Origin of the sequence: Hassallia byssoidea VB512170 (assembly GCF_000817785.2) — a bacterium.
GTDB classification, from domain to species: Bacteria; Cyanobacteriota; Cyanobacteriia; order Cyanobacteriales; family Nostocaceae; genus Hassallia; species Hassallia carrinoi.
In genome coordinates this window covers 68,743-91,706 of sequence record NZ_JTCM02000005.1, presented here as the reverse complement: position 1 = coordinate 91,706, position 22,964 = coordinate 68,743, and the positions used below count along the sequence as shown (strand labels likewise).

Below are 22,964 nucleotides of genomic sequence, written 5' to 3'. Positions count from 1 at the left end.
GAGTCACACCTATGTGTATTTGGCACATTTGCTACAAAATAGCTACATAGCTTTTGGAATATATTTCAAAAGCCTGCTTGAGCTTATTAGTTAACATTCTTTCACACTGAAATGAAATTAGGATGAAATATAGGATAGATGGAAGCATTCAACCTCATAAATTTATAATGCCTGAGATAGTTTAATTGGCAACAACACTGCTACTAAGAGTTTTCCTGCTTCTCAATTGATATAGGGGTGGGGGATACATTTGTTTGTTTATGGTTATCTAAATAAATCTGAGTATCTGTTTCGTAAGTTACAATTTCTTGTCCATAAGCATTTACTGTTACTAAATGGGAACCTTTACGACGAGATAATAAGTTACTAGTTGAAAATGCGATCGCAGTAATTACAGAACCTCCCCCTGCTGCAATTAACCACAAAGGTACTGGAAAATTATTCGCTTTCACCTCAGTTTTTTCTCCTTCTGCATGTCCTTCTTCTTCTGCATGTCCGTCTTCTTTTTTACTACCACCCCGCAACGACTGTGCATATAATTGTGTAGCACGTTGGGTGACAACCATATCGCCCTCAAACAAACCTGTTTTCACCTCCACCATGTCCCCAGAGGTTTGACCAAAAGTGACTTGAGTTGATTGGAAAGCATTACCATTTTGCACGTAGATTATTTTTTTACCATTGGCATCCACTACAGCAGAAGTCGGAATTGCTAGTAGAGACGAAGCCGTTTTATCTGTAATTACCTCTAATTCGGCAAACATTCCCGGTTTCAGCGAACCTCTAGAATTATTTATCTCCGCTTGTACGGGTACAACTCTTGTTTCTCCCTGTACAGATGTGCCAATTTGTGTAATTCTGCCTTCAAAAGTTTGGTTAGGAAAGGAAGCGACTTTTACTCTTATTCTTTGACCATTTTTTACTATACCTAAATCTTTCTCATAAATATTCGCCGTGGCAAATATCCGACCGTCGTTTATGATTGTCATCAGCTTACCACCTGCATCTTGCAGCGATTGACCAATACTTACTTCTCGGCTGGCAACAGTACCGGAAATGGGCGCGGTTACTGTCACAAGTCCTTTTGCGTTGGCAGTGCTTCCCAATTGTTCGAGCCGAGTTTGATAAGTAGTATTACTGAGCTTAAGTTGAGATTGTGCTACTACTACATCTGATTTAGCGCGTTTCAATTGCGCTTGTGCTTCCAAAACGTCTTTACGAGTTTCTGCGCGTTTCAATTGTGACTGCGCTTCGGCTACGCGAGATTGAGAATCCCGCAATTCTCTTAAAGGTAAGTCCACCTCCGCACGTTTAACTTCACTTTCGGCTTGGACAACTTGGGGGAGACTTTTTGCTTTCGCCAGTTCAGCTTTTGCCCTTTCCAATTTAGCTTGCGACTCTAGCATCTGCCGTCTTGGTAATGCGCCTTTTTCCACCAGTTCTTTATCTCGGTCATATTGCTCCTGGGCAACTGCAACCTCCGTAGTCGCTTGCGCAATTTCTGCGTTGGCGATTTGCTGCTGACGTTTGAGGTTTTCTTGGGCGACTTTCAAAACTCCGCGCTGATTGACTAGAGATAAATCCCGATTATATTGTGCTTGAGCAGCATTTAATTGGGTGCGGGCTTGTGCTATTTCCGCGTTATAAATTGTTTGCTGGCGGTCTAAATTTTCTTGGGCTAATTGTAAATTAACTTGTGCTTTTTGCAAAGCTCCTTGAGCATCGGCTTGTTTTTCTTGGGAACCTACGCGCAAATCAACCAACTCAGGCGAAGCAACAACGGCTACAGGTTGACCTTTTTTAACTTTACTACCTGGTTTTACTAGTAACTCAACTACTTTACTTGTCAGGGGTGCAGTCACTTCAACTTTTTGGTCGGGTAAAGTTTCAATCTGTCCGGTAGTTTTAATACCAACATCTAATTGTTGCTTTTTTACTGACTCAACTTTAATTCCCAAACGTTTTGCCGTTTCCGCGTCAACAGTTACAGAACCGGATACTTCACCTCCAGCCTGAAATGAATTTGCACCACTATGGTCATGTCCAGCACCTGCTAACACAACTTTGGGAGCATTGAGTAGTAGTAAACTCAGTATTACGACAGAAGTATATTGGAGTAGCGAAGTTTTGTGTTGATAACGGCTAGAGATTCGCATTGTTTACAATTTGCTTGGGTAAGGCAGCATTTGAGTTTTTGGCTTCTTCTCCAGTTTTTCACATGGATATGAAATTGAGATGAAATTTTATACCCAATGTATGGTAGAAATTTCCTGCTCGTCAAAAAATGCTCTCCTCACGAAAACCCTACCCTCTTTCCACGCGATCGCCTGAGTCAAAAGATAATCGGTCACAGTTTTTTACTTCTTCTAAGAAAATTATTCATATCCTTTTTACTGTCAATCAACTTTCAATGTTCGCAAGCTATCTTGAATTAAGAAAATTGCACTTAAGCCCAGCAGCATAGCCATAAACAAACTTGCTACAAATCGCTATATAACCGATACCAAAAATATATGAAAAAATCATCTTAAGTCATCATTTAGCTTATTAATACCTTTTTTTAATATTGCATAACTACAATAATTATGACTTGAATATAGGTAAATAATTAAACATTTGAGTCCTCTAAACTTTCTGCTAAAGCGCGATAAAGATTGAGAATAGTACCGTCTGCCAAACTATAGAAAATCTTTCTCCCTTCGCGGCGATATTTGACAAGACGTATCACTTTTAATAACCGCAGTTGATGACAAACTGCGGATTCGCTCATTTTTGTCAGTGCAGCTAAATCGCAAACGCACAACTCCTGCGAAGCTAAAGCCGACACCAGACGCAAGCGATTTGCATCCGACAGTACCCCAAAAACTTCCGCCATGTGCTGCGCCTTATCCATTGGCAAAAGTTGCGTCATTGAAGTACGCACATTATCTAAATGTACCAGATGGGTGTCGCACTTTGGGGGTTGGGAGTTTTTAGACGAATCTAAATTTTGCTGGGAAGCTTGTTTTTTCATAGTTTTTAACTTGAGGTCAGCAATGATAATTATTCTTATTTTAGCAATCTATAACAATAATTGAATATATTTAACAGTTGAATTATTATTCAGATGTTGTATTAGAATGTATGGCAAGGTCTTATATAAACTTTTTCATTTACTGGCTATGAGTGAAAATTCTTCTCTCAAAACTCAGCAACTACAAGTTGCAGGAATGGATTGCGGAAGTTGCGCGAAGACGATTGAAGTAGGTTTGCAGCAGTTAAAAGGAGTCACACAAGCGTCAGTGAGCTTTGCTACAGGCAAAGTTAAAGTATCCTATGACGCGGCGCTTTTGAGTGAAAAAGCTGTTCATGACCAAATTAAAGCTTTAGGTTACACCGTTGAGCAAAGTCATGAGATAAATTTTCAAGTGCAGTATAAAGTTAATGACCATGACCACAAGGATAGTCACGTTTATACTTCTGCTTGTGACAATGATCGTAACCACGACAACCATCATCAAGAAAACAACCACAACCGCGTTGACGTAATTTTTGCAAAAACTCTCCAAGCAAAAATTGGCGGGATGGATTGCGGGAGTTGTGCAAAGACTGTGGAAGTTGGTTTGCGCCAACTTGATGGTGTTGCTGACGTGTCGGTGAACTTTACAACAGAACGGCTACAATTAGCCTACAATCCGCAGCAAATCCAGGAAGAAACAATTTATGAGCGAATCAAAGCTTTAGGTTACACGGTTGACCAACTTGATGAGATTAATTCTGAACACGATCATCACGAACACGCATCAAAAGCCTCCACACTAAAGCTGAAAGCCAACCCGTCAAATTGGAAATTCTGGATTGCTAACCGTCGGGGACAAAGCGTTATTTTTGCCGGAGTTGGCTTAATTTTAGGTTTACTCGCTCAGTCTTTTAGCCTACCTATTTGGATAGGGCGGGCTTTTTACGGGATTGGAATTATTGTTGCAGGTTATCCAGTCGCACGAGCTGGTTTATTTGAGTTGCGCTTGCGTCGCGCAGACATGAATCTGTTAATGACCATTTCGGTGATTGGGGCGCTGATTTTGGGCGATTGGTTTGAAGGTGCGCTGGTTGTCTTTTTATTCTCTTTAGGAACAACGCTGCAAATTTTCAGCTTCGGTCGTACCCGCAATGCAATTCGCGCTTTGATGGATTTGACTCCACCAACTGCAACTATAAAACGCAACGGTCAGGAAGTGACAGTGGATGTCGAAAGCATTCAAATTGGGGAAATTTTGACAATTCGCCCCGGACAGCGTGTAGCTTTGGATGGTGTAGTTGTTTCTGGTAACAGCGCTATTGACCAATCTCCCATTACCGGCGAATCAATACCCGAAGATAAAGCGCCTGGTGATACCGTTTACGCAGGGACGTTGAATCAAGGGGGATTTTTGGAAGTAAAAGTTACCCATCAAGTCAGCGACACTACTGTAGCGAAGATTATTCATTTAGTTGAAGATGCTCAACAAAGTCGCGCTCCTTCACAGCAGTGGGTAGATAAATTTGCAACTATTTATACACCAATTGTAATTTTGATTGCCTTTGCGATCGCCTTAATTCCACCTTTGGTATTTGCTCAACCCTACGATGTTTGGCTGTATCGAGCGCTGGTGATGTTGGTAATTGGTTGTCCTTGCTCTTTAGTAATTTCCACTCCAGTTTCTATTGTCAGTGCCATTGGTGCAGCTACTCGTCAAGGAGTCTTATTTAAAGGCGGTCATGCGTTGGAAACAGCAGGACGTTTGAATACGCTTGCTTTTGATAAAACTGGTACAATTACACAGGGATTACCCGTTGTCCAAAAGGTTTACAACTTCGGCGAAATCAGTTCAAACCAGATTTTTCAGATTGCAGCATCTTTAGAACAGCAATCAGAACATCCTTTAGGGAAAGCGATTGTAAGTAGTGCAAAAAATAAAGGAATCGATTTACAGACACCCTCTAACTTTAAATCATTCCCAGGACAAGGAATTAAAGCAACATTAAACAATCAAACTTACATAGTTGGCAACCGTCGTTTGTTTAAGCAGGTTGGGATTTCAATATCAAAAGAAGCCGAATCTTTATTAGCCCAAATCGATCAACTCGGACAAACCCCTGTTTTGGTGGGAACCGAAAAAGAATTTTTGGGAGCAGTGGCACTGGCAGATGGTTTAAGGTTAGAAGCAACGGAAGCCATACACCGATTAAAGCAGGCTGGGTTAAAGCAGTTAGTAATGCTGACGGGAGATAGAAGTGCGATCGCACTTCAAATTGCTCAACAAGTTAATATTACTGAGTATCGTGCCGAGCTGTTGCCAGAAGATAAACTGACGGAAATTCAACAACTTCGCCGTACTGGTGTTGTCGGGATGGTGGGAGATGGTATAAATGATGCCCCAGCTTTGGCGGCGGCAGATATTAGCTTTGCGGTGGGTGGAATTGATATTGCACTGGAAACAGCAGATGTAGTGTTGGTAGGAAGTGACTTAAGACGGTTAGCCTATGCAGTTGATTTGAGTCGTCGTACTGTGTCAGTGATTCAGCAAAATGTCGTCTTTTCCCTGGTAACAAAAGGACTATTTTTATTGCTAGGGACTTTTGGTTTTGTGGGGTTAGCGGTTGCGGTATTGGCAGATACGGGAAGTTCGCTGCTGGTGACAGCTAATGGGATGCGGTTATTTCGGGTTAGGGGGAAAAAGTAAATTAGGCAACGGACTAACGGGTAAAAAGTTGGGTTAGTGGTGCTAAGACAAATTGCGATACGCTGAAAGTGGCTGACTTGCCTACTTCTTACCACTTCTTCTTGCACTTCAGGATTATTCTACTGGACTAGGTATTTAGTAGTCCAGTAGAATAATCCTGAACGAGAAATCGTCGTTTTGACGTTCACTAATTAGAATTTATCGCTTGAAATGAACTAATCTACTTTTAGTGAACCGACGCTTTAGTACCACTGCACGAAGTCAAAAATCAAAAGACTTTTATTTTAAGCCTTCTACAAGCCTCAAAGAGACAAAAGAATAACGAAATAAACTTAGAATCCTGAAGTGATTTAGTTTCGATCTTTTTGCGCCTATCATTAGACCTGTCCGAAAATTTACAAGCGAGTCTGTGCAAAGCTTTGAAAGCCAGCTTTGATATCTTCATAGAAACGGAGTAATCAGGGTTAGAGATAGTTAGCGATAGTTTAGACTAAAAAATATACACTCCCTTTATCTTGTGTAGCCGTGTAATTATCACTTTTGATTAAGTTGGTAAAACTAAACTGCCAATTCTTAATCTAACTAACCCACAAACAGTAAAAATTATTTGCTCATACACCGGAGAATGAAGTCGAAATCGTAAAGAGGCGATGCGGAAAATCTTGATAAGCCGAATTATATGTTCAATAAAAATCCGATTACTAGAGAAAACTTTATTTTCGGCTTTTTGTTCTGAGGTTAACTTGCCTTGACGTGGTTTCTTCTGAGGTGTACTAATGTTTTTACCACCTTGATAACCTTTATCACCTTTAAATGATTGTAGGCGCGAAAATCTTTGTTGTTGATTACGAAACAATGAAATGTCACTGGTTGGTCCTTTTGCTCCTACTACTATATCGACAATATCTTTCGCCTCTGGTAGTGAAACAACTTGGCTTTTAAGAGTATGGCGTTTCTGCTTACCAGAAAAGTATTCTTGTTGTACTTTTTTATCTGATGGTCTTTCTCTAGGCTGTTCGTAGCTATCCACAAGTAGTTCAAACTCCATTAACATTTCTTGTACAATTGCATAATCACTTTCTTGACTTTCTACCTGTTCTAGTAAACTAGAAGGTAAAACGAGTCGCAACACTTTTAGCCAATAATGGAATGTATCATTCGCCTCAGTCTTCGATATATTGAAGTGCATTCCTAAAATTTCAAATGTCGGCATTTGTCTTAAGTAAAAAAGACACAGGCATACTTGTTCTGCAATCGTTAGTTTTGGTTTACGTCCTCCCCCTGGTGCGTTCACTCTAATTTTTTTCCTTTCCCACAGAACTTGTCTTTCTTGATGCTTGTTTTCAGCTTGCTTTACTAGCTCTAGAAACTGTTTATAGTCAATCCCCAGTATTTGCTTGCTACGATGTTGATATTTATGAATATAATGAAGTGGATTTTTCATTATGGTAGACCCAAGGTAGACGCTCAAATCTTCCTTCTACCATTTTTTTGTACCCAAATTTATATTTCGGACAGGTCTATTAATCTCATAAAACTCTAAACAATTGATTTTCCCAACCCAATTGTAGCAATTCGAGCTTTTAAAACAGACATATTACTCTCATCAAGTCTAAAATTAAAAATTAATACTTTATCCAATTGAAGGCTATATTGAAGTACATACTCTTCAACTACTTTTGAAACGCAAACAAGCTCAAATTGTGACACAAATTGAGGACTTTGCTCAAGACTCTTTAATTCTATTGTTTGAAAATTTATATGGGAAATGCCAGCCTGCACTAGAATCCGTTTCATATCCTCGCTATCGGTTTCCGAAATACTAATAAGTAGTACTTTTGTGTTACGAGGTTTTGACGAAATTTGTGTCAGAAGTTGTATGTCAGGCTTGAGATTGATGGAAATTACTTCTTGTTCAGGAGCAGTTAATTGAATAACCTCCCATTGATGTTGCGCTGTCGTAATCACAAGGTCAGCAGTTAATATTTCTTCTAAAGTGTTTGGCTTAGTAGGATTTAGGTCTGATAAACGAAGAAATGATAAAGGAATTTTTATTTCTGATTTGATAGCTTCATATATATCTGCGCTCTGATGCGAACATCCGACAAATACTAACTTTAAGGAAGTAGAGGAATACCGATTTAACATTACTGCTTGTGCATAAGCGGCTCCAGCAAATTCAGATGGAGATAATCCAACTGTTGCCGCAGCACTAAAAGCTTGACCCAGTAAATTGTAGAACTGTTTGTTAGTAATAATATTTCGTACAACTTGGGTATTAGCGACGAAAGTTCCTTTACCTCTTTGGGCTATTAGATAGTTGGAAGATATTAAATCGTTATAGACTGCTGCAAGGGTATTGTGATTGACACCTACTTGTTTGGCTAATTGAGTAACAGTTGGTAAAGCATCACCTGGCTGTAACTCTCCCATAGCAATTAGTAGTTTAATTTGTTCAGCAATCTGAGCATTAATTGTTATTGGCGCTGAGGGATTGACAACAATGGGAAGAAAATCCGGAACAGGCATTATCATCTATCTCGATAGCCAGAAGTTATTGTACATATTTTCGGAAAATTATAATTACGTAAGTTAAACATTATAAAAAAGCATTCAAGAAAATGAGTATCTAGAAATTTACAACTATTGGATACTTACAATAATTTATTGAACTTTCGAGCAGATTATTTGCCAATCGTGATTTAGCAATACAAGAAAACATCCAGAGTCTTCCAACATATTTTTCTTCTAACCATTGCGGCTGCGAATGTCGCTCAAATATTCGACCATCCTTTAATTGAATAGTGTCATGAATCTCCAAATGCTGCTGCATGTATATCTCCTTAACCAATGAAAAAAAAGCTTTTGGGATATTCAAATTGTTTAGAAACAAACTTCAACACCTGCTCATCGTCTCGTGACATGAAAAGGTGTTTAGAGAGACTCCACAAATCTAAAAAGTTTCGATTCAGGCTCACCATCGTCCTATTACTATCGACTACGAGAATGCCAGCTGCGTTAGGTTGGATTTTACCTTTATTTAAATAATCCATAAAATTACGTATAAAACATTACTAAATATCAGACAATCTCTGCTTAGAAATGGTCACGATTCTTGTTTGATTAAGTTGTATCGCATGGCAAAACTGCAAATGGTATCTTACCATACTTGTATCCAAAGTATTCTAACCAATTATGTTGGCTGGATAGCTAATTTTAACTAACATTGACTCCCATTAAGTAGAATTGCTTATCGATTAAATAAACTACATCCTGGATTGCTGTCAATACCGACAATATCTACGTAACAACACTTAGCAGCTTTCAATCCCCCTTTATTCGTTAAGATTTTTTATACTACTTAACTAGCTTTATTATACTCAAGCAGCCTGTTTACCTTAATTCTGAAGAACTGGTAGTGTTAGAATTTTTTGAACAATATTATGCTGCTAGGAACGCTCTCCATACTCGTGATTTGCTGTTATTAGAATCACGTCAACAACCCAGCACTGACTGCCTCCGGCAGTACAGTGTGGGCTTGAGTGCGACTTAAGCTCCCGCTGTTTCTCTTTCGTACTGTTCTAGCAGTCGCCCTATACTCCGAGGTGATATGTCTGAAACAATTCCTTTACTTACTGCTTCGGTGGCAATCAGCTCATTATACGCATGCCGCGAGCGATCGCCTCTTTCTCTCCTGGTACCAATTTCAATGATTTTGTTTATTTGGGGCTGTTTACACTTTTTAGGCCTACCCATTCCTGCCCCTAGTGTTTCTTCAATTTTTTCAATGGCTTCAACCCAAGATTCCGCTACAGTAGTATGTGAATTCCACGCTTTTCTCCATTTCACTACCGAGCTGGGGCTGATCCCCATTTCTCTGCTTATTTTTGCAGTGGTTTCTTCTGCTTGCGATCTCAGCAGCACTTCTGCCTTAGTGGCAAGTAGCTTATTACCCGTTGTTAGTACGTGTACAAGGGCTTTTTTCTCTATATCTGTTATTTTTACTGAAGTAGCTTTAGGACCTGGCATCTTTTATCTACTTCCCATCCTTACAAAGTTTTGCCAAAAACTTATTTACGTGTTATAGTCTTTTCATATAAATATTCTCTCACTCCTTAAGACCTTGTTGCAGCAAGGTCTTAAGGGACAAAGCAATCCAACCTGTTACGAGCAGGCTGGACAGATGCTTCTTGAGTTTTTTCCTTGAGTCAATCATAACATGAATTTACCTCTCTATGCACGTCTATCTTTTGATAGATGTCTTTTATCCCCCAATTGGTACTTCGCAGATTCATTAATCCTACTTAAATTATTAAGTGTAATTTTATATAGATTTGTACCGAATTTTACTTATTTCCATAGGGTACATACAATAAACCTGTGGTCTTAAAAAAACTTAAGAATTTAGGCATTTGGGTCGAATTTAATTTCCTAAATGCTTTTTTGGTATGGGTTTGAGCATTTTGAGGACAAGTTATTCAAGGCAGTGAGAGTTTAGTTGTGTTCGATATATGCCTTTAAAGATGTCCGAGGGTAAATATGTACTATTCAGACCATCAGCAAGTTGTTTATCTTCCCCCAGATCAACTAGTTGTTCATCCAAGGTTAATAGAAATTTACGGTGAAAATGAGAATCGTCCTCTCTTGTCATCGAGTATCCGGCGTGAGATGAGGATTATTGTTCCTCTACAGGTTTCAGCGCGTACAGGTGTAAATGTAGTACTTTCGGGTAAGTGTCGGTTGCAGATAGCCAAACAACTTGGTTTTGCGACTGTTCCAGTATCTTTTGGTGAATATTCAAGCTCAGAAGAGGAGCTGAACGTTCTATACGATTTGAATATTCATCGAGAAGAAAAAACCCACTTCCAAAAGTTTCAGGAGGGTACTTACTGGGAACCCAAGCTTAAGCTCAAGGCCAAAGAGCGACAACAGGAAAATGCTCGTCGGCTAAACGAGCGCAAGCAATCAACGAAGTATTCAAATTTGAATACTTCGATAAATGACAATAATTATCAAAAAATAGAACTGCCAGTCATAAAAGATGTGGCGGGTAAAGTAAAGCTCAGTGTTGGTAGTTACCACAAAGGCAAAAAAGTATATGAGTTGATTTCTCAATTAACAGAACAAGGCAAACTACGTTCGGCAGAAGCGTTGCGACAGGAACTTAACCGTTCTATTGACGCGGCTTACAAATTTATATGTGACGATAGTCGGCACAAGGTATTAAATGTGATTGAGAGCAGTGAGGTAAATACTATTCGAGAAGGTTTAGGACTTGTGCGTACAGGTTCTCGTAACCCATTTAGAAAGTTTGAAGTTGGGCAGGTTTACCAATTTAAGAAGGAACAACGATCTGGTTTAGAAAGGTCTGGTCGAGTGATTAAAATTACTAACGAGTTTATTGAGTTTGGTTTTCGGAATTTTAAAACTAACGATTTGGAAACTATCAGTCTTAGACCATCAAATGTTGATGCCACATTACAAGAGGAGCCTTCGATGCAAGAGAGAGAAAGAATATTTCGGTTGTTGCACTCGTTTGGGTCAATTTACCCGGTGCAAGTCGGGCTAACTGAAATGCTTAATTTCCCTAATTTGACGCTGGAAGAGGAGCGGTATTTGACATTTCTGGAAACTGGCAAGCTTGAAGAGATGATTGACCAGCGCAAAATTGAATTTGGAATTCAAGCTAGAGATGAAAACACTGGGGATTTTCGTGCTGCATAGGATCATGATAAAATACATCCCCACCTCCCGTAATAATCCTTGTCCTGTTTGTGGCGATACTAGCAGGCGCTGCCGTCACTTAAGCGATAGTCCTGACACCGTGTTGTGCATGACCGCGACGGATGCATATTCAGCACCTCCCCCTTGGCAGTTTCTCAAACTTACCCGTGATGGGTTATGGGGAATAGTACGGCGCGATACTGTGTATGTTGATGATGCTTCGAGGCGCGAGTGGGCAGAACGTTGGCGGAGTATGCGTATTGAACGCCTGCAACAAGAAAAAGCTCACCATGCTGCCAGCCTTTGTGAAGGCGATCGCGATACGCAAATTCGAGATATTCTTGGGCAACTAGGGTTATCTTCCCACCACCGAGAGGATTTAAAGCGCCGAGGATTAAATGATGAGTTGATAGCCGCCGGTTCGTTTAAATCGGTTGAGCAATGGCAAAAACTCAATCTTGAGGTTTCGTATAGATTAGCAGGTGTTGCACTTGGGGGGCGAAGTCTTATTACTCCTCAGTCTGGTTATCTATGCCCGGTGTGGAATCCTCTTGGACAAATTGTTGGTTGGCAGTTGCGAGTTGATAACGATTCACTTGAAGATGTTCCCAAGTACTTTTGGGCGACTTCGCGCACACGTAAACGCCCTCAGGGTGCAACTGTTCACCTGAAGAACGGCGAATTGCCCCTTACGTTTTGTACTCCTGCTAACGATGTACATCCCCTGACTCAATATATCGGACTTGCCGAGGGTATTCTTAAGCCCTGGATTATCGCCCAATTGCGAAACCAAATCACTATTGGTGCGGCGGGTGGTAACTTTGCGGGTAGTCCTGAAACTCTTAAAAGGTATCTTACTGCTGCAAAGGAGAGGTTGGGTGGTACTCAAGATGTGCTTTTATGGGCGGATGCGGGTGCGATCGCTAATAAGAATGTCATGCGTCAGTACCGCCGTACTTATGAGTTAGTTACCCGCTGGGGTTACACTTTACAAGTTGCTTGGTACGGACAGCTTGATAAATCTTGTGCTGATCCCGATGAGTATACTGGTGAGTACGAGTTGCTCACTTGGGCGCAGTTTGAAAGTTTATCGCGCAATCCCCTTCGGCTTTGGGATGATGTTACTCATCAGTTAAATAAAATTAAGCGTCTGTTGCGTCCTAGGCGCGGGTTTGCGCGACGGGTGAGACGAATAGTCCAACGTTCTGCTCCAGAGGCGATACTGGTATATACCCCAACGGATTTACCTACCCCTGAACAGTATAAAAAATTGGGCTGTCCTAAGATTATTTATTTGGGTGACGAACGGGTAAGTATTTGGAAAGAAGCTGTAGAATTGGGCTGGCAGCATATCTTGGATAAATCTGCACCGGGGTTAGGGAAATCTCACACCGCCGGGAGCATGACGGCAAAAGAATTTGGGAGTCGCCAACTGTGGTATCTGGCATCTGACCATCGCAACCCGACTACTTTAACAGTAGAAACTAACTTTGTTGATTTACACCCTCGGCATAGTGGGTTTGCTCGTGATACTACTCGACTGACACCCCTTGGACAACCTTTTTTGGTTCATCCAAACGGCAAAGAAAATTTTGCTACCACTCCAGGTAACTGCCACCGTGCGAGTATGTTCCGCGTGTTCGCCGCGAAAAATATTAACTGCACTGAAGAATCATCCAACCCGATTTGTCTTAGCTGCCACAAAAATAATGCTTGCCGCAATAGTATAGGACTAGGATTTGGTTATCGTAAACAACGACACTCTGTCTTACAATACCCTCAAGTAAGAGCGCATCCAGACAGTCTTCCTTCTCCAGAAGATTACAAATTTTCTGATTGTGGAATTTTTTGGGATGAGGCTTCACAGATAATGCGATGCAAAGACAAAATCTCAGTTACCATAAGCGATTTTAATCAAACGGTGGGGGAATTATCACTCTTATCGCCATCCTTGTATGAGAAATTGAAAACAATTTTTGAGCTGTTGCGCTTAAAGTTGTGGGGTGATACTTACGGTCAAGGTTCTCTATCTAAGAGTGATACTCTCCCACCCGAGCCTACTCGTTATGGCTATAACGATACTACCATTCGCCAACTACTGGGTACGCCACCAGATGATTTAACTGATATTATCAATCAATTGGTAGTCAAACTTTCCCCCAACTTGGAGTTTTTAGCCCAAGGTGCGGATAGTGTAGATGCGAGTGTTGGTACTAAAGCAGAACGTGCTACGAGTAGGCGAATAAATAAACTATTGCGCTCTACTGCGAATTTCGAGATTAAACAAGCTCTTGAGGTAGTACCTCTTAATTGGTTAGTCCCACTGTTAGAAGTTTGGGGAAGGTATTTTCGTGGGGCAATGCATTTTGATAAAGGTGTACTGGTAATTCATCGGGAGGATACACGTCATCGGGATGTGGCTCAAGCCGCACGGTACAACATTTATTTGGACGGTACCTTAGATGTGCGGTATCTTGCTCTCAAGTTGGGTGTGGGAGCTGATGATGTTCTTGTAATTGAGCAGGTTACTCCTCAATATGAAAATTTAACGGTGGTGCAAATCACCGACATGGGTGTTTTGGGACGCTTACGCCGCGAGTCGATGCACCAACGTGTGGCTGCGCTGCGGTCTCAAATCGAAAAGTTATCACCCTCCGTAGCATTTATCGAACGCAAGAGCTACGCTCAACCGGGAGATGGATATCACTTTCGGGATGGTAGGGGAGTTAACCGTTTTGCGGGTGCGACTGCTGTTGCAAGCGTTGGCATACCATACCCAAATATTGGAGAGTTGGCTGCCGAGTATCAAGTATTGACTGGCGTCGTGCCGGATATATCAGTTGAGGAATCACCCTTAAGAGAAGAAAACCTGGCGGCGGCAAAGTTCCCTGACATCGACTTCCAAGAATTTGTTGATGGTTTAGTGAGTGCTGAAATTCTCCAAGAAGTCGGTCGTTTACGATCGCACCTGCGTCCCAAAGAGAAATTAATCTATTATTTTGTTGGGGATTTTGATGTGGGGTTCCTGCAAGAGGAATTACCAGGGTGCAAGTTTCAAAGGGTGCGGGCAATTGAGATAGATTGGCGGGCTGCCCCCTGTTGTGAACAAACCAAATTTGCTTTAATCAAGGCGATTGGCAAACATATATTATCGGGGAATGAAAAACCGACGCAGCAGGATGTCGTTGATGAAATTGCGGCGGTGTTACCGCTCGAGAAGGTAATCAAACAGCCTCGGGTAAGCCAGATTGCAGCTGGGATAATTATCGGAGGATGGGCTAAACTGCTTGGAGCGGTAGCATCCATACTCGCTCCATTGCTGGAGTCAAATTCTATTCCAGACGTTGATGACGATCAAGCTTGGGTTGCCCTAGTGTACTTACCCTTGGTAGCTCAAGAAACACCGCTTTTACCTGTTGTTAACTTAGTCCAGACTGCCTCTATCGTTGGTAATCGCTTCAAAGTGATACTCCAGCACGTTGCATTTAATGTGCGATCGGTTCTGCTGCTGCCCCAGAGGCAATCGCAATTGTTAGAACGCACCTTTAGTATCATGACACATATTATTAAGGGTATGGCGTGGATAATTGAGCAGTTTACTTCTTTATTAGATAGTTCTTAAATCAATCGCTAATCGTACTCAGTCTGAGCTTATTTTTTCAGATGCAACCTATTGGTTGAATCTGGCAATACGGATTGCATATTAACTTAAAATTTAGCTATAGTACGGTATTTTTAACCCAGCAGTTCGCATGAGAACTGAAAATTTCCTACCAAAGTTTATAAAGTTAAATTCTCCGTTTCTGCCTCCCGTATGAGAACAAGAATTTCCAAGTAAGCTGTTGTGCATTAATAATACACAACTTATCAGCGATGCTAGCGGTTCAAGTGAAATGGGTTGGGGAAGAGGTTGCTGTGGGCAGTTTTCCCTAGCCACTTTCCACGAATTGTTGGGAACTTCCGCACGAATTGTGGCTCCTTAAAGTGATGCACTTGTAAGGCGGCGCACCCGTTAAGTGGAACCACTGCGTTTGGGAGTGCTAACCATGTGGGAGAGTTAGCTCGCTCTCACGTTGACTAGTTTTAGGCAATGCCCTCCACTCTTGCAACTAGTACTGTCCGTTGAGGATGAACTTGTTGAGTTCCCTTTAGGAAGGCTTCTGCCATACAACTAACTGTTGGGAAAATAGGACATGGGGAAAGAATAATTTTTCTACTAGTTGACAATATGTAGCGTTATTAAATGTGTGACAGCCAACTAAGAATTTCATCCTTTTTCACTTAATATTTTACTCTCTAAAATTTTCAAGCTTTGTACAAATTGACATTTGAAAATACAACCATTTGTGGCTTATAATTATTAGTTTTGTATTTATATATTATTTTACTAAATTAATACATAAAGCGTTTACAGCAAAAAAAACAATAAATTATAAACTTATTTGTTATTTGTGAAATGGCAACACGAAATAGCAACTGGCAAAGTACGTGTATTTTTTCTAGATGAATGCCATTTTCTTTGGGGTAATATTTGTAGTTATGTCTTTTGTTGTTGATTACTTAAAATAAAAGCCAGTGTGCAAACACTGGCGTACACCAATTTCTATTTATGAATGTTTGCATGATTTTGAAATGTCAAGTTCCCGTATACTTTGTTAATGCTCTGGTCTTTTTAGTCTCAACTCCAGATAGTTTTCAAGCGGTGGTAAATAACTTGAAGAATTATCTTGCTTTAGAAATATAACTTGAGTTATTAATTTAATCAGAATTTTGTTAGTTTTCATATCTTGTCTAGTTGTGCATACTGGAGATTGATTCTAATAAAACCAAATGCACTAATGATTAAAAGATGGATAATTTATGGTCGTTACAGGTAGTTAAATTTGAGCAAAACTCAATTAGGCTGCTGAACATTGATACTGGAGTTGAGTTTTTTGCAGAAGACATATTCGTGCTTGTTTGTCCTGTGGCAAGTGTTTCAGATATAGCTACCTATATTGCAGACTTGCCCCCAAAACTTCGGCGAAGGCGATACGTACAATCTGAAAATAATGAAATACGGGAAGTTGATACTTTATGCTGGTTGGCTCTTAAGTATATTTTTAATATATTTGCTTATCAGCGTCAACGTGAATTTGTTCGCTGGTTGCGTAAGGATATTGCTAAGAAGTTTGGTGATAGACAAAAGTGTAATCTAGTTAAATCAAAGTCTGCTACACACTCCTCGGGCTTAGAATTAGTAGTAACCAAACTTAATTCTTTACACTGGTTTAATTCAGTTAATAATACTCAGCTTGATGCGCTTTCTACAATGTATTTGCAGTCTGAGTTTTCATTTTTTAGCGCACCGCCTATGTTATTACCAGCTATTAAGATGTATTCAGACAATACAAATTTAAGCAGTAACTCTGATAAGTCGATTACACAAACTACTTATTTGAATTTTTTGTATAAAAAAGTTGACATACCGCAATTGACAGCAACTGTTGAAGTTAATTTGTTCAACCAATTATCGCGTAAATGTTATTTAAGCTGTTGTCAACTAATTCTGGAAAATGAAAATATCTCATATTACGATTTGTATCAATCCTTCGTAAGAAATGCTAATGATTTGCTTTTAGCTCAGGAACTCGATGTAACGATAGTTTTTCATTATTCAGCCAAAGCTTTACCATTTTCTATTTGTAATGTCTTAAAAGGAGGGATTTTTTTACAAGCTTTAGAGTTGTGTGGTACACATCAAATTTTTGATATTCAAGCAGTTCTTAATTTTAAATTAGCTTATCTTACTTGGTTGATGAAATTGGCAAATAAAATACTTGTGTTGGTTTAACTTATAAACAACTAACATAAAACCAAAGTTCTTATCTGGCTTTTTTGAGGATAGTTATGTCTGTTAGTAGAAATAAAACTGATAAAAGGAATAAAAAAATGTCTGAGGCAAATAATACAAATAATAATCCAGATAATCAAAATAATCATGATAGCACTTTTCCGAATCGATTGGCAATTGTTACTGGTGATAAGGGTGGGGTAGGTAAAAGTACATTTTCTAGAGGATTGTTACAGTTATACCTTAATAAAAATCTTCCCTGCATTGCTTATGATGCCGATAAGAGGAATCCTCAATTAAATCGTTACTTTAAGACTTCATATGAGGGTAGAGTTCGGTTCTTAGACATTTTTACACGCGGCGGAACCGATCTACTCTTAACTGATTTAGAATCTAATCCTTTTCCAATTGTCCTTTTAGACTTGCCTGCTCAATCTGGTGAGTTCATGGAGAATTTTTTCAAAGAAATAGCATTTTTTGAAATGCTAGCAGATTTAGATTATCGGGCGACAATGGTATCTGTGATTAGCCGTGTACTTGACTCTGTTAATGTTTTAGAAAAACTGTACAAATTGTGTAAAAACCAAGTTGATTATGTGGTAGTCAAAAATCTATTTCATGGTGAAGAAAAAAGCTTTGAGCGTTATAATGATTGGTCTTTACGTAAAAAAATGCTTTCTGAAGGGTTAGTTGAAATTGCTATGCCCGATCTATTTTACAAGCCGTATGATTTTATGGATCGCTATAGTTTGGCTTTTAGTGATGTGTATACCCATCCTAAATCAAATATTGTTTTTAAGGGAAGAGTTAAATCTTGGAGCGAAGATTTTGAGAAACGTGTAAAACCAGCAGCTAACCTTTTAGCCCTTGATAAATTACCATTAGATGCAAATGAAGTAAAAGAACTAGAAAAATCTACTATAGAGATCCTAAATGATTCGTAAACATGACTGTTTTGACCACTGACTGCTGAACGCCCTTATCGCGGAGATGCTGCGCGTTGGCGAAGCCTGCGCTTTGCGCTTACGGCTTGGTGCAGTTGCAAAGCGAGCCACCTGGAGTATCCCCCCGGCAGACTTTGCGCTCCCGGCATGGGTTTCCCGCCTGCAACGCTGCTCCGTCACACCGTGAGAGTGGGATCGCCGTCATTCGTGCTGGCTCCCGTTGACTGTCAACTGTTAACAGTTAACGGAACAAACGATATGTTCATAACTCAAATAGGACTGCTATAGTTAAATGAATTATGCTTAGAAAGCGAGTTGTAATTACAATTGGTGATGCTCGTGTTGGCAAATCTACAACTTCTAGATTACTGGTTGAATTGTATCTCAAGCACAATTTAAATATGCGAGTTTATTATCATGGTCATCGTAATAAATTGGATATTTACGCACAAAAAAATTTGAAGATTTGTTATTTAGGTTTTTCCCAAGGAGATTCAGATCAATTGTTGGTAGACTTGGAAATATTCTGTAACACAACAGATGTTCTTTTAACTGATATGCCAGGGCAAAATTTTCCCGAATTCAAGGTATTTGAAAAAAGTGTGTTTTTCTTAGAAAATTTAAATGGTTTGGGGTATCGTGTTACTTTTTTACATCCCTTGTCAAATCGAAAGGATTGTGTTGAATATTTACGAGAGTTGTATCAGTATTTTGGCAATCAAGCGGATTACGTTGTTTTAAAAAATTACTATTTCGGTAAGAATTTTAAGTATTATGACGGTGGTGAAGTGCAGGAGGAAATTAATGCTCTTAAGGGAATAGAGTTAGTTTTGGGTAAACTAAGCGATAATATTTATCAAGAATTAGAAGATAGTAAATTACCTTATAGTGAAGCTATTCAACCAACTTATTCTATTAATGTTATTTACCGTTCAATTATATTTAACTGGATGAATAAGTTTCACTCCCTTGTTTCTACTAATGAAACGGCTGCTAGTTATTTGGGATTGACTATGAGTCGCGTGGAGTTATCACCCGAACAAAAAGTTTTTTAAACTACTAAAGTATAGGTATTAAATTATGGTAGATGTGCGATCGGCACTCCAACAGCGTACTGAAGAAGAAAGAAAACAAATTGCTGACTGGATAGCTCAATCGGGTATAAACCAAGAAGATCCTTTGTTTAACTTGTACGCAGAAATAGGGCAAACACAAGCTCTTCTGCTGGCTTTGCCTGACAAGCTAAAGTCGGTAGTAGTAGGCTGGACTAACATGATAGATGATAAGTTAAACAACACTGCTGATGTGGCGTTGCAGCAACAAAAAACTGCGATCGCCCTCGCTGCTCAAGAATTGATTAGCAAGCGTTCTGCCACGGTTAGTTCTTCTCCCATTGGTAATTGGAAGCTAGCACAATTAGGTGCACTACTGGGGAGTGTGTTAGCATTAGGAACTTTTTTAGGTGTGTTCACTTACATAACAGTTGCCAGAACCTATGTTACTAGTAATGCTAATAAGGTTCCCCCGATACCCCCGATAACTGAGCAGGATAGGAAGCTGCTTCAATGGTTAAAATCTCCTGAGGGCAAATCAGCGCGGGATATATATATTAAGAATGCGGCAATTATCAAAACTTGTCGTTCTTCCAAAAAATATACTGGTGCTTGTATAATTGATGTTCAGTAGCTTGTCACACTGGTTTTGTCAAGGTGATTAAAATTGCATATTCAGCTTGAGCGCAAACTTTTTTCCGTTATAGCTCTCATCATTCTACTTAATCTTTCTTTACATACATTGAAATTTTTTTACTAACCTACTTAGCCGTTATACCATTTTGTTAAATACCTGCTACAGATATTGCTTGGATAATGTAATCCCAAGCTGCCAAAGAAGTGATGACATCAACAGTCAGCGCTTCGATAATTTTCACTACCCTAGTTTTTAACTCGTTGAGACTGTCAAAAAGCGGACTCGGTAGCTGGCGCTTGATATATCCCCAAAGTCTTTCAATTGGATTGAGTTCTGGACAGTTAGGAGGCTGAAATAGCAAAATAATATTATTAGGAATTTGTAAATGTTTGGCTTTATGGAAAGACCCATTGTCTAATTGTATGATATGTAAGTCTTGGGGAAAAGCCTGAGAAAACTGGTTCAAAAATCTCCCAAAACACTCAGTATCTAAGTGAGAAAATTCATAAAAGAAACTTTCTCCTTTCAATGGTTCTATGACACCATACAAATAATAGGCTTGCCGCTCCCACGCTCTCTAACCCTAAAGGTTTAACTCCCTGAAGCGTAATTTTTCGCTTTTCAATTGTTTTAAGTCCCAAACGAGTTTCGTCTTGACACCAGTATCGAATCGAATCAAACTCTCCTGAACTTAAACGAGTCTTTTCACTGGCTTTTATCGACTGCAACTCTTCTAAGAGTTTTTTTTAAAACTCTCTAATTCTTGCAAGTCTTGCACATAACTTTTTGGTAAGCGTGACTTTGAGTTTAGACTTTAGCTTATAACGTACTAGATTGTGAACTACATGATAATTTGCTTTGATTCCTAATTCCGCATAAAGCCAAGTTTGTACCTCCCCATAGCTAGAGAACCCTTCTGGATCTTTTAGCTCTTTTTCCAAGCAGGCGATCGCCTGCTTAGGAATCACCATAGGTCTACCCTGGCTCTTACGTACTTCTAATAGTTTAGGTAATCCGCCAACACGGTATTGACGCAACCAACGTTGAACAGTCACGCGATTGCGTCCCAGAATTACAGCTAAGTGTTGTACTGTTTCTGCTTGTCTACTTTTTAGCAAATATAATGCCTGTATTCTTTCCTTCCCAAAAGCTGTTTTCTGTTGTATTAATAATGTTTTTAGAGTTTCAGCGGATTCTGTAATATCTATTTTAACTACCCCAGACATTGTTAATCTCCTCAACATAGATGCTTCTTTACCATCTGTAGCATATTTAAAATAAAATAGTATTAGTAAAGCGATCGCCAGTACATTTCGGTATTTTTGCTACGGCAAGTGATGTGTCACCTGCCGTTTTTACTTGTCTAATGTTGATTTTGAGGAGGCGATCGCATCACTACTGTGACCCTTAACGAATGCCTTTTTCTTAAAACTAGCTTCATGCTGCAACGACGTTAATCTGGTTATTTAACACATTTTCTGTTGTGCAATCAGCTTTCAAGTCTTCGTAGTTGATAACCTTGTGCCTTATGGCTTCGCGGACGGCATTGAGCCTGTCTTTTACCCCTAGCTTGGTAAATATGTTGTGCATATGAGAGCGTATTGTGCCTTCTGATAAACAAAGCTTGTTGGCAATCTGCTCGTTTTTCATGCCGGCGGCTGCTAGCTTAAGGACGCTAATTTCCCGGACACTGAATTCGCACTGGTTTTTTTCTGTCAAAATTTCCTTACTTGTGGCTTTATCTATTAGCATCCGGGTTATCACTGGATCTATCCAAGACTCGCCGTTATAAGCAGTAAATACTGCTTCTATTAGTTTGTCTTTTTTGCTAGTTTTGCAGTAGTAGCAGTCTGCACCCTTATTGAGAGCAGCACTTACAGTTTCTTTGTTGTTGTTTCTTGTTACTACAACGACTTTAATGCGGTTTTCGTACCTGCATTTGATACTACCGATTACTTCTATACCGCTAATGTCGGGTAAGTTGATATCAACAATTACGATGTCTGGCTGCTCGTCATTGATAAGGTTTAATCCTTCTTTTCCGTATTTTGCTTCACCACATATCTGAATTTTTTGGGTTTCGGATAGTACTGTTGCTGTACCAATTCTAAATATATCTTCATCTTCGATAATAGTTACTCTTATCATACTCATTTGCTCTGATCCCTACTACCTTACGTAAGATCCCTTATAACATTGGTTTTTGCTGAATAGGTTTTATTTGCATAATTTATACATAAGCTTTGCACTCTTTACAATGTTTCGGTATATGAATAATTTCAATTATGGTTTTTTTTATGGTTATGATTAGTACTTATAACAAGGTATGATTTGTTGGGGGATCGCTTTAATGTACTTGTAGCTTTACATCTAAAGTAGTGTCTTACGAAGTACTAATTGTTAGCAAATAGAAAAGTTGTTGTGGGAATATTACTTCCTGCAAATTAAGCCATACAAGCACGCTGTGCGTTGGTGAAACCTGTGTCTGCTTACAACAAAGACGTAATGCAGCTGCTGTTGGCTTGGAAATATTACAGAGATTCGGTTAAAATGTGCTTCTATTTAATATTGAATCTGGGAATGTTTCTTAGATAATAGATGCAGATTTAATTATTGATGCGACATACTTAACTACAAATAACTTATTTTTTCTTCTTCCAGTCATTAAACTTATATTATCTATACAAAATGTAATCTTAATTATGATAATTTTGCTAATTTTATAGTTGTTAGTTTTGAGTAAAAAGAGTTAATGTTGAGGGTAAATTTATATTTAAATAGCTCTAGTGAATATAATAATATAGCAGTCCTAAATCATTCGTGAGAAACAAGACCCTAAACTTCTCCAAAAAGTCGGGGGTCTGAGTCTTGCAATTCTCATAAATCAGATAGGATTGCTATATTAAGCAATCCAACATAAGGATTTAGGTCAGACAAAAGAGGAGGAGGCAATACAGTTCGGTTAAGGAATTTATTCGTTGAGGCTGGCATCGGGGAAGGGTAGTAGAATTGCAGGGGGGGAAGAACTGCTTGTGATCAACTATGAACCTCAAGAGCCTCAAGAGCCGTCAT

Annotated in this window: 15 protein-coding genes; 7 read left to right on the top strand and 8 right to left on the bottom strand. The window is 39.4% G+C overall.

The window, feature by feature from the left end; all coding sequences use genetic code 11:
* Positions 1-203: 203 nt before the first annotated feature.
* Both PI95_RS04045 and PI95_RS04040 read right to left on the bottom strand, forming a co-directional pair.
* Positions 204-2,156, bottom strand: coding sequence for an efflux RND transporter periplasmic adaptor subunit (locus PI95_RS04045; protein WP_039744634.1), 1,953 nt, complete (start codon positions 2,154-2,156; stop codon positions 204-206).
* 452 nt (positions 2,157-2,608) lie between these two features.
* Positions 2,609-3,013, bottom strand: coding sequence for an ArsR/SmtB family transcription factor (locus PI95_RS04040; protein WP_039744632.1), 405 nt, complete (start codon positions 3,011-3,013; stop codon positions 2,609-2,611).
* Between the two features lie 148 nt (positions 3,014-3,161).
* Here PI95_RS04040 and PI95_RS04035 point away from each other — a divergent pair, with 148 nt between their 5' ends.
* The gene (locus PI95_RS04035; protein WP_039744809.1) at positions 3,162-5,702 is read left to right on the top strand and encodes a heavy metal translocating P-type ATPase; all 2,541 of its coding nucleotides are present in this window, start codon (positions 3,162-3,164) and stop codon (positions 5,700-5,702) included.
* A 544-nt stretch (positions 5,703-6,246) separates the two neighbouring features.
* Here the strand turns inward: PI95_RS04035 and PI95_RS04030 are convergent.
* From PI95_RS04030 to PI95_RS04020, 3 genes are all read right to left on the bottom strand, one after another.
* Positions 6,247-7,146, bottom strand: coding sequence for a transposase family protein (locus PI95_RS04030; RefSeq protein WP_039744629.1), 900 nt, complete (start codon positions 7,144-7,146; stop codon positions 6,247-6,249).
* A 95-nt stretch (positions 7,147-7,241) separates the two neighbouring features.
* Entirely contained in the window at positions 7,242-8,231 is a 990-nt protein-coding gene (locus PI95_RS04025; RefSeq protein ID WP_039744807.1) for a GntR family transcriptional regulator, read from the bottom strand.
* A 1,020-nt stretch (positions 8,232-9,251) separates the two neighbouring features.
* Positions 9,252-9,731 (bottom strand): helix-turn-helix domain-containing protein, encoded by a 480-nt coding sequence (locus PI95_RS04020; protein ID WP_039744622.1) that lies wholly within the window; start codon positions 9,729-9,731, stop codon positions 9,252-9,254.
* A gap of 510 nt (positions 9,732-10,241) precedes the next feature.
* Here PI95_RS04020 and PI95_RS04015 point away from each other — a divergent pair.
* From PI95_RS04015 to PI95_RS03990, 6 genes are all read left to right on the top strand, one after another.
* Positions 10,242-11,426: a ParB N-terminal domain-containing protein gene (locus PI95_RS04015; protein WP_039744620.1), complete on the top strand. Its 1,185-nt coding sequence runs from the start codon at positions 10,242-10,244 to the stop codon at positions 11,424-11,426.
* A gap of 4 nt (positions 11,427-11,430) precedes the next feature.
* Complete coding sequence (locus tag PI95_RS04010) at positions 11,431-15,048, top strand: hypothetical protein (RefSeq protein WP_236116922.1); 3,618 nt, start codon at positions 11,431-11,433, stop codon at positions 15,046-15,048.
* A 1,227-nt stretch (positions 15,049-16,275) separates the two neighbouring features.
* Positions 16,276-17,259, top strand: a complete 984-nt coding sequence (locus PI95_RS04005; protein ID WP_039744616.1) for a hypothetical protein — start codon at positions 16,276-16,278, stop codon at positions 17,257-17,259.
* 56 nt (positions 17,260-17,315) lie between these two features.
* Positions 17,316-18,203 (top strand): nucleotide-binding protein, encoded by an 888-nt coding sequence (locus tag PI95_RS04000; RefSeq protein ID WP_236116921.1) that lies wholly within the window; start codon positions 17,316-17,318, stop codon positions 18,201-18,203.
* A 299-nt stretch (positions 18,204-18,502) separates the two neighbouring features.
* The gene (locus PI95_RS03995; RefSeq protein ID WP_039744615.1) at positions 18,503-19,258 is read left to right on the top strand and encodes a hypothetical protein; all 756 of its coding nucleotides are present in this window, start codon (positions 18,503-18,505) and stop codon (positions 19,256-19,258) included.
* A gap of 25 nt (positions 19,259-19,283) precedes the next feature.
* Positions 19,284-19,889 carry a DUF6753 family protein gene (locus PI95_RS03990; protein WP_039744612.1) on the top strand — a complete coding sequence of 202 codons (606 nt, stop codon included), beginning with the start codon at positions 19,284-19,286 and terminating at the stop codon, positions 19,887-19,889.
* Between the two features lie 151 nt (positions 19,890-20,040).
* Here the strand turns inward: PI95_RS03990 and PI95_RS35025 are convergent, their stop codons facing one another.
* The 3 genes from PI95_RS35025 to PI95_RS03980 all read right to left on the bottom strand — a co-directional run bounded on the left by PI95_RS35025 (position 20,041) and on the right by PI95_RS03980 (position 22,040).
* Complete coding sequence (locus PI95_RS35025) at positions 20,041-20,421, bottom strand: transposase (protein WP_201280290.1); 381 nt, start codon at positions 20,419-20,421, stop codon at positions 20,041-20,043.
* A 217-nt stretch (positions 20,422-20,638) separates the two neighbouring features.
* Positions 20,639-21,136 carry a helix-turn-helix domain-containing protein gene (locus PI95_RS35020; protein ID WP_236116920.1) on the bottom strand — a complete coding sequence of 166 codons (498 nt, stop codon included), beginning with the start codon at positions 21,134-21,136 and terminating at the stop codon, positions 20,639-20,641.
* A gap of 193 nt (positions 21,137-21,329) precedes the next feature.
* A complete protein-coding gene (locus tag PI95_RS03980) occupies positions 21,330-22,040 on the bottom strand; it encodes a response regulator transcription factor (protein WP_163518593.1) in 711 nt (236 codons plus the stop codon).
* Positions 22,041-22,964: the final 924 nt, after the last annotated feature.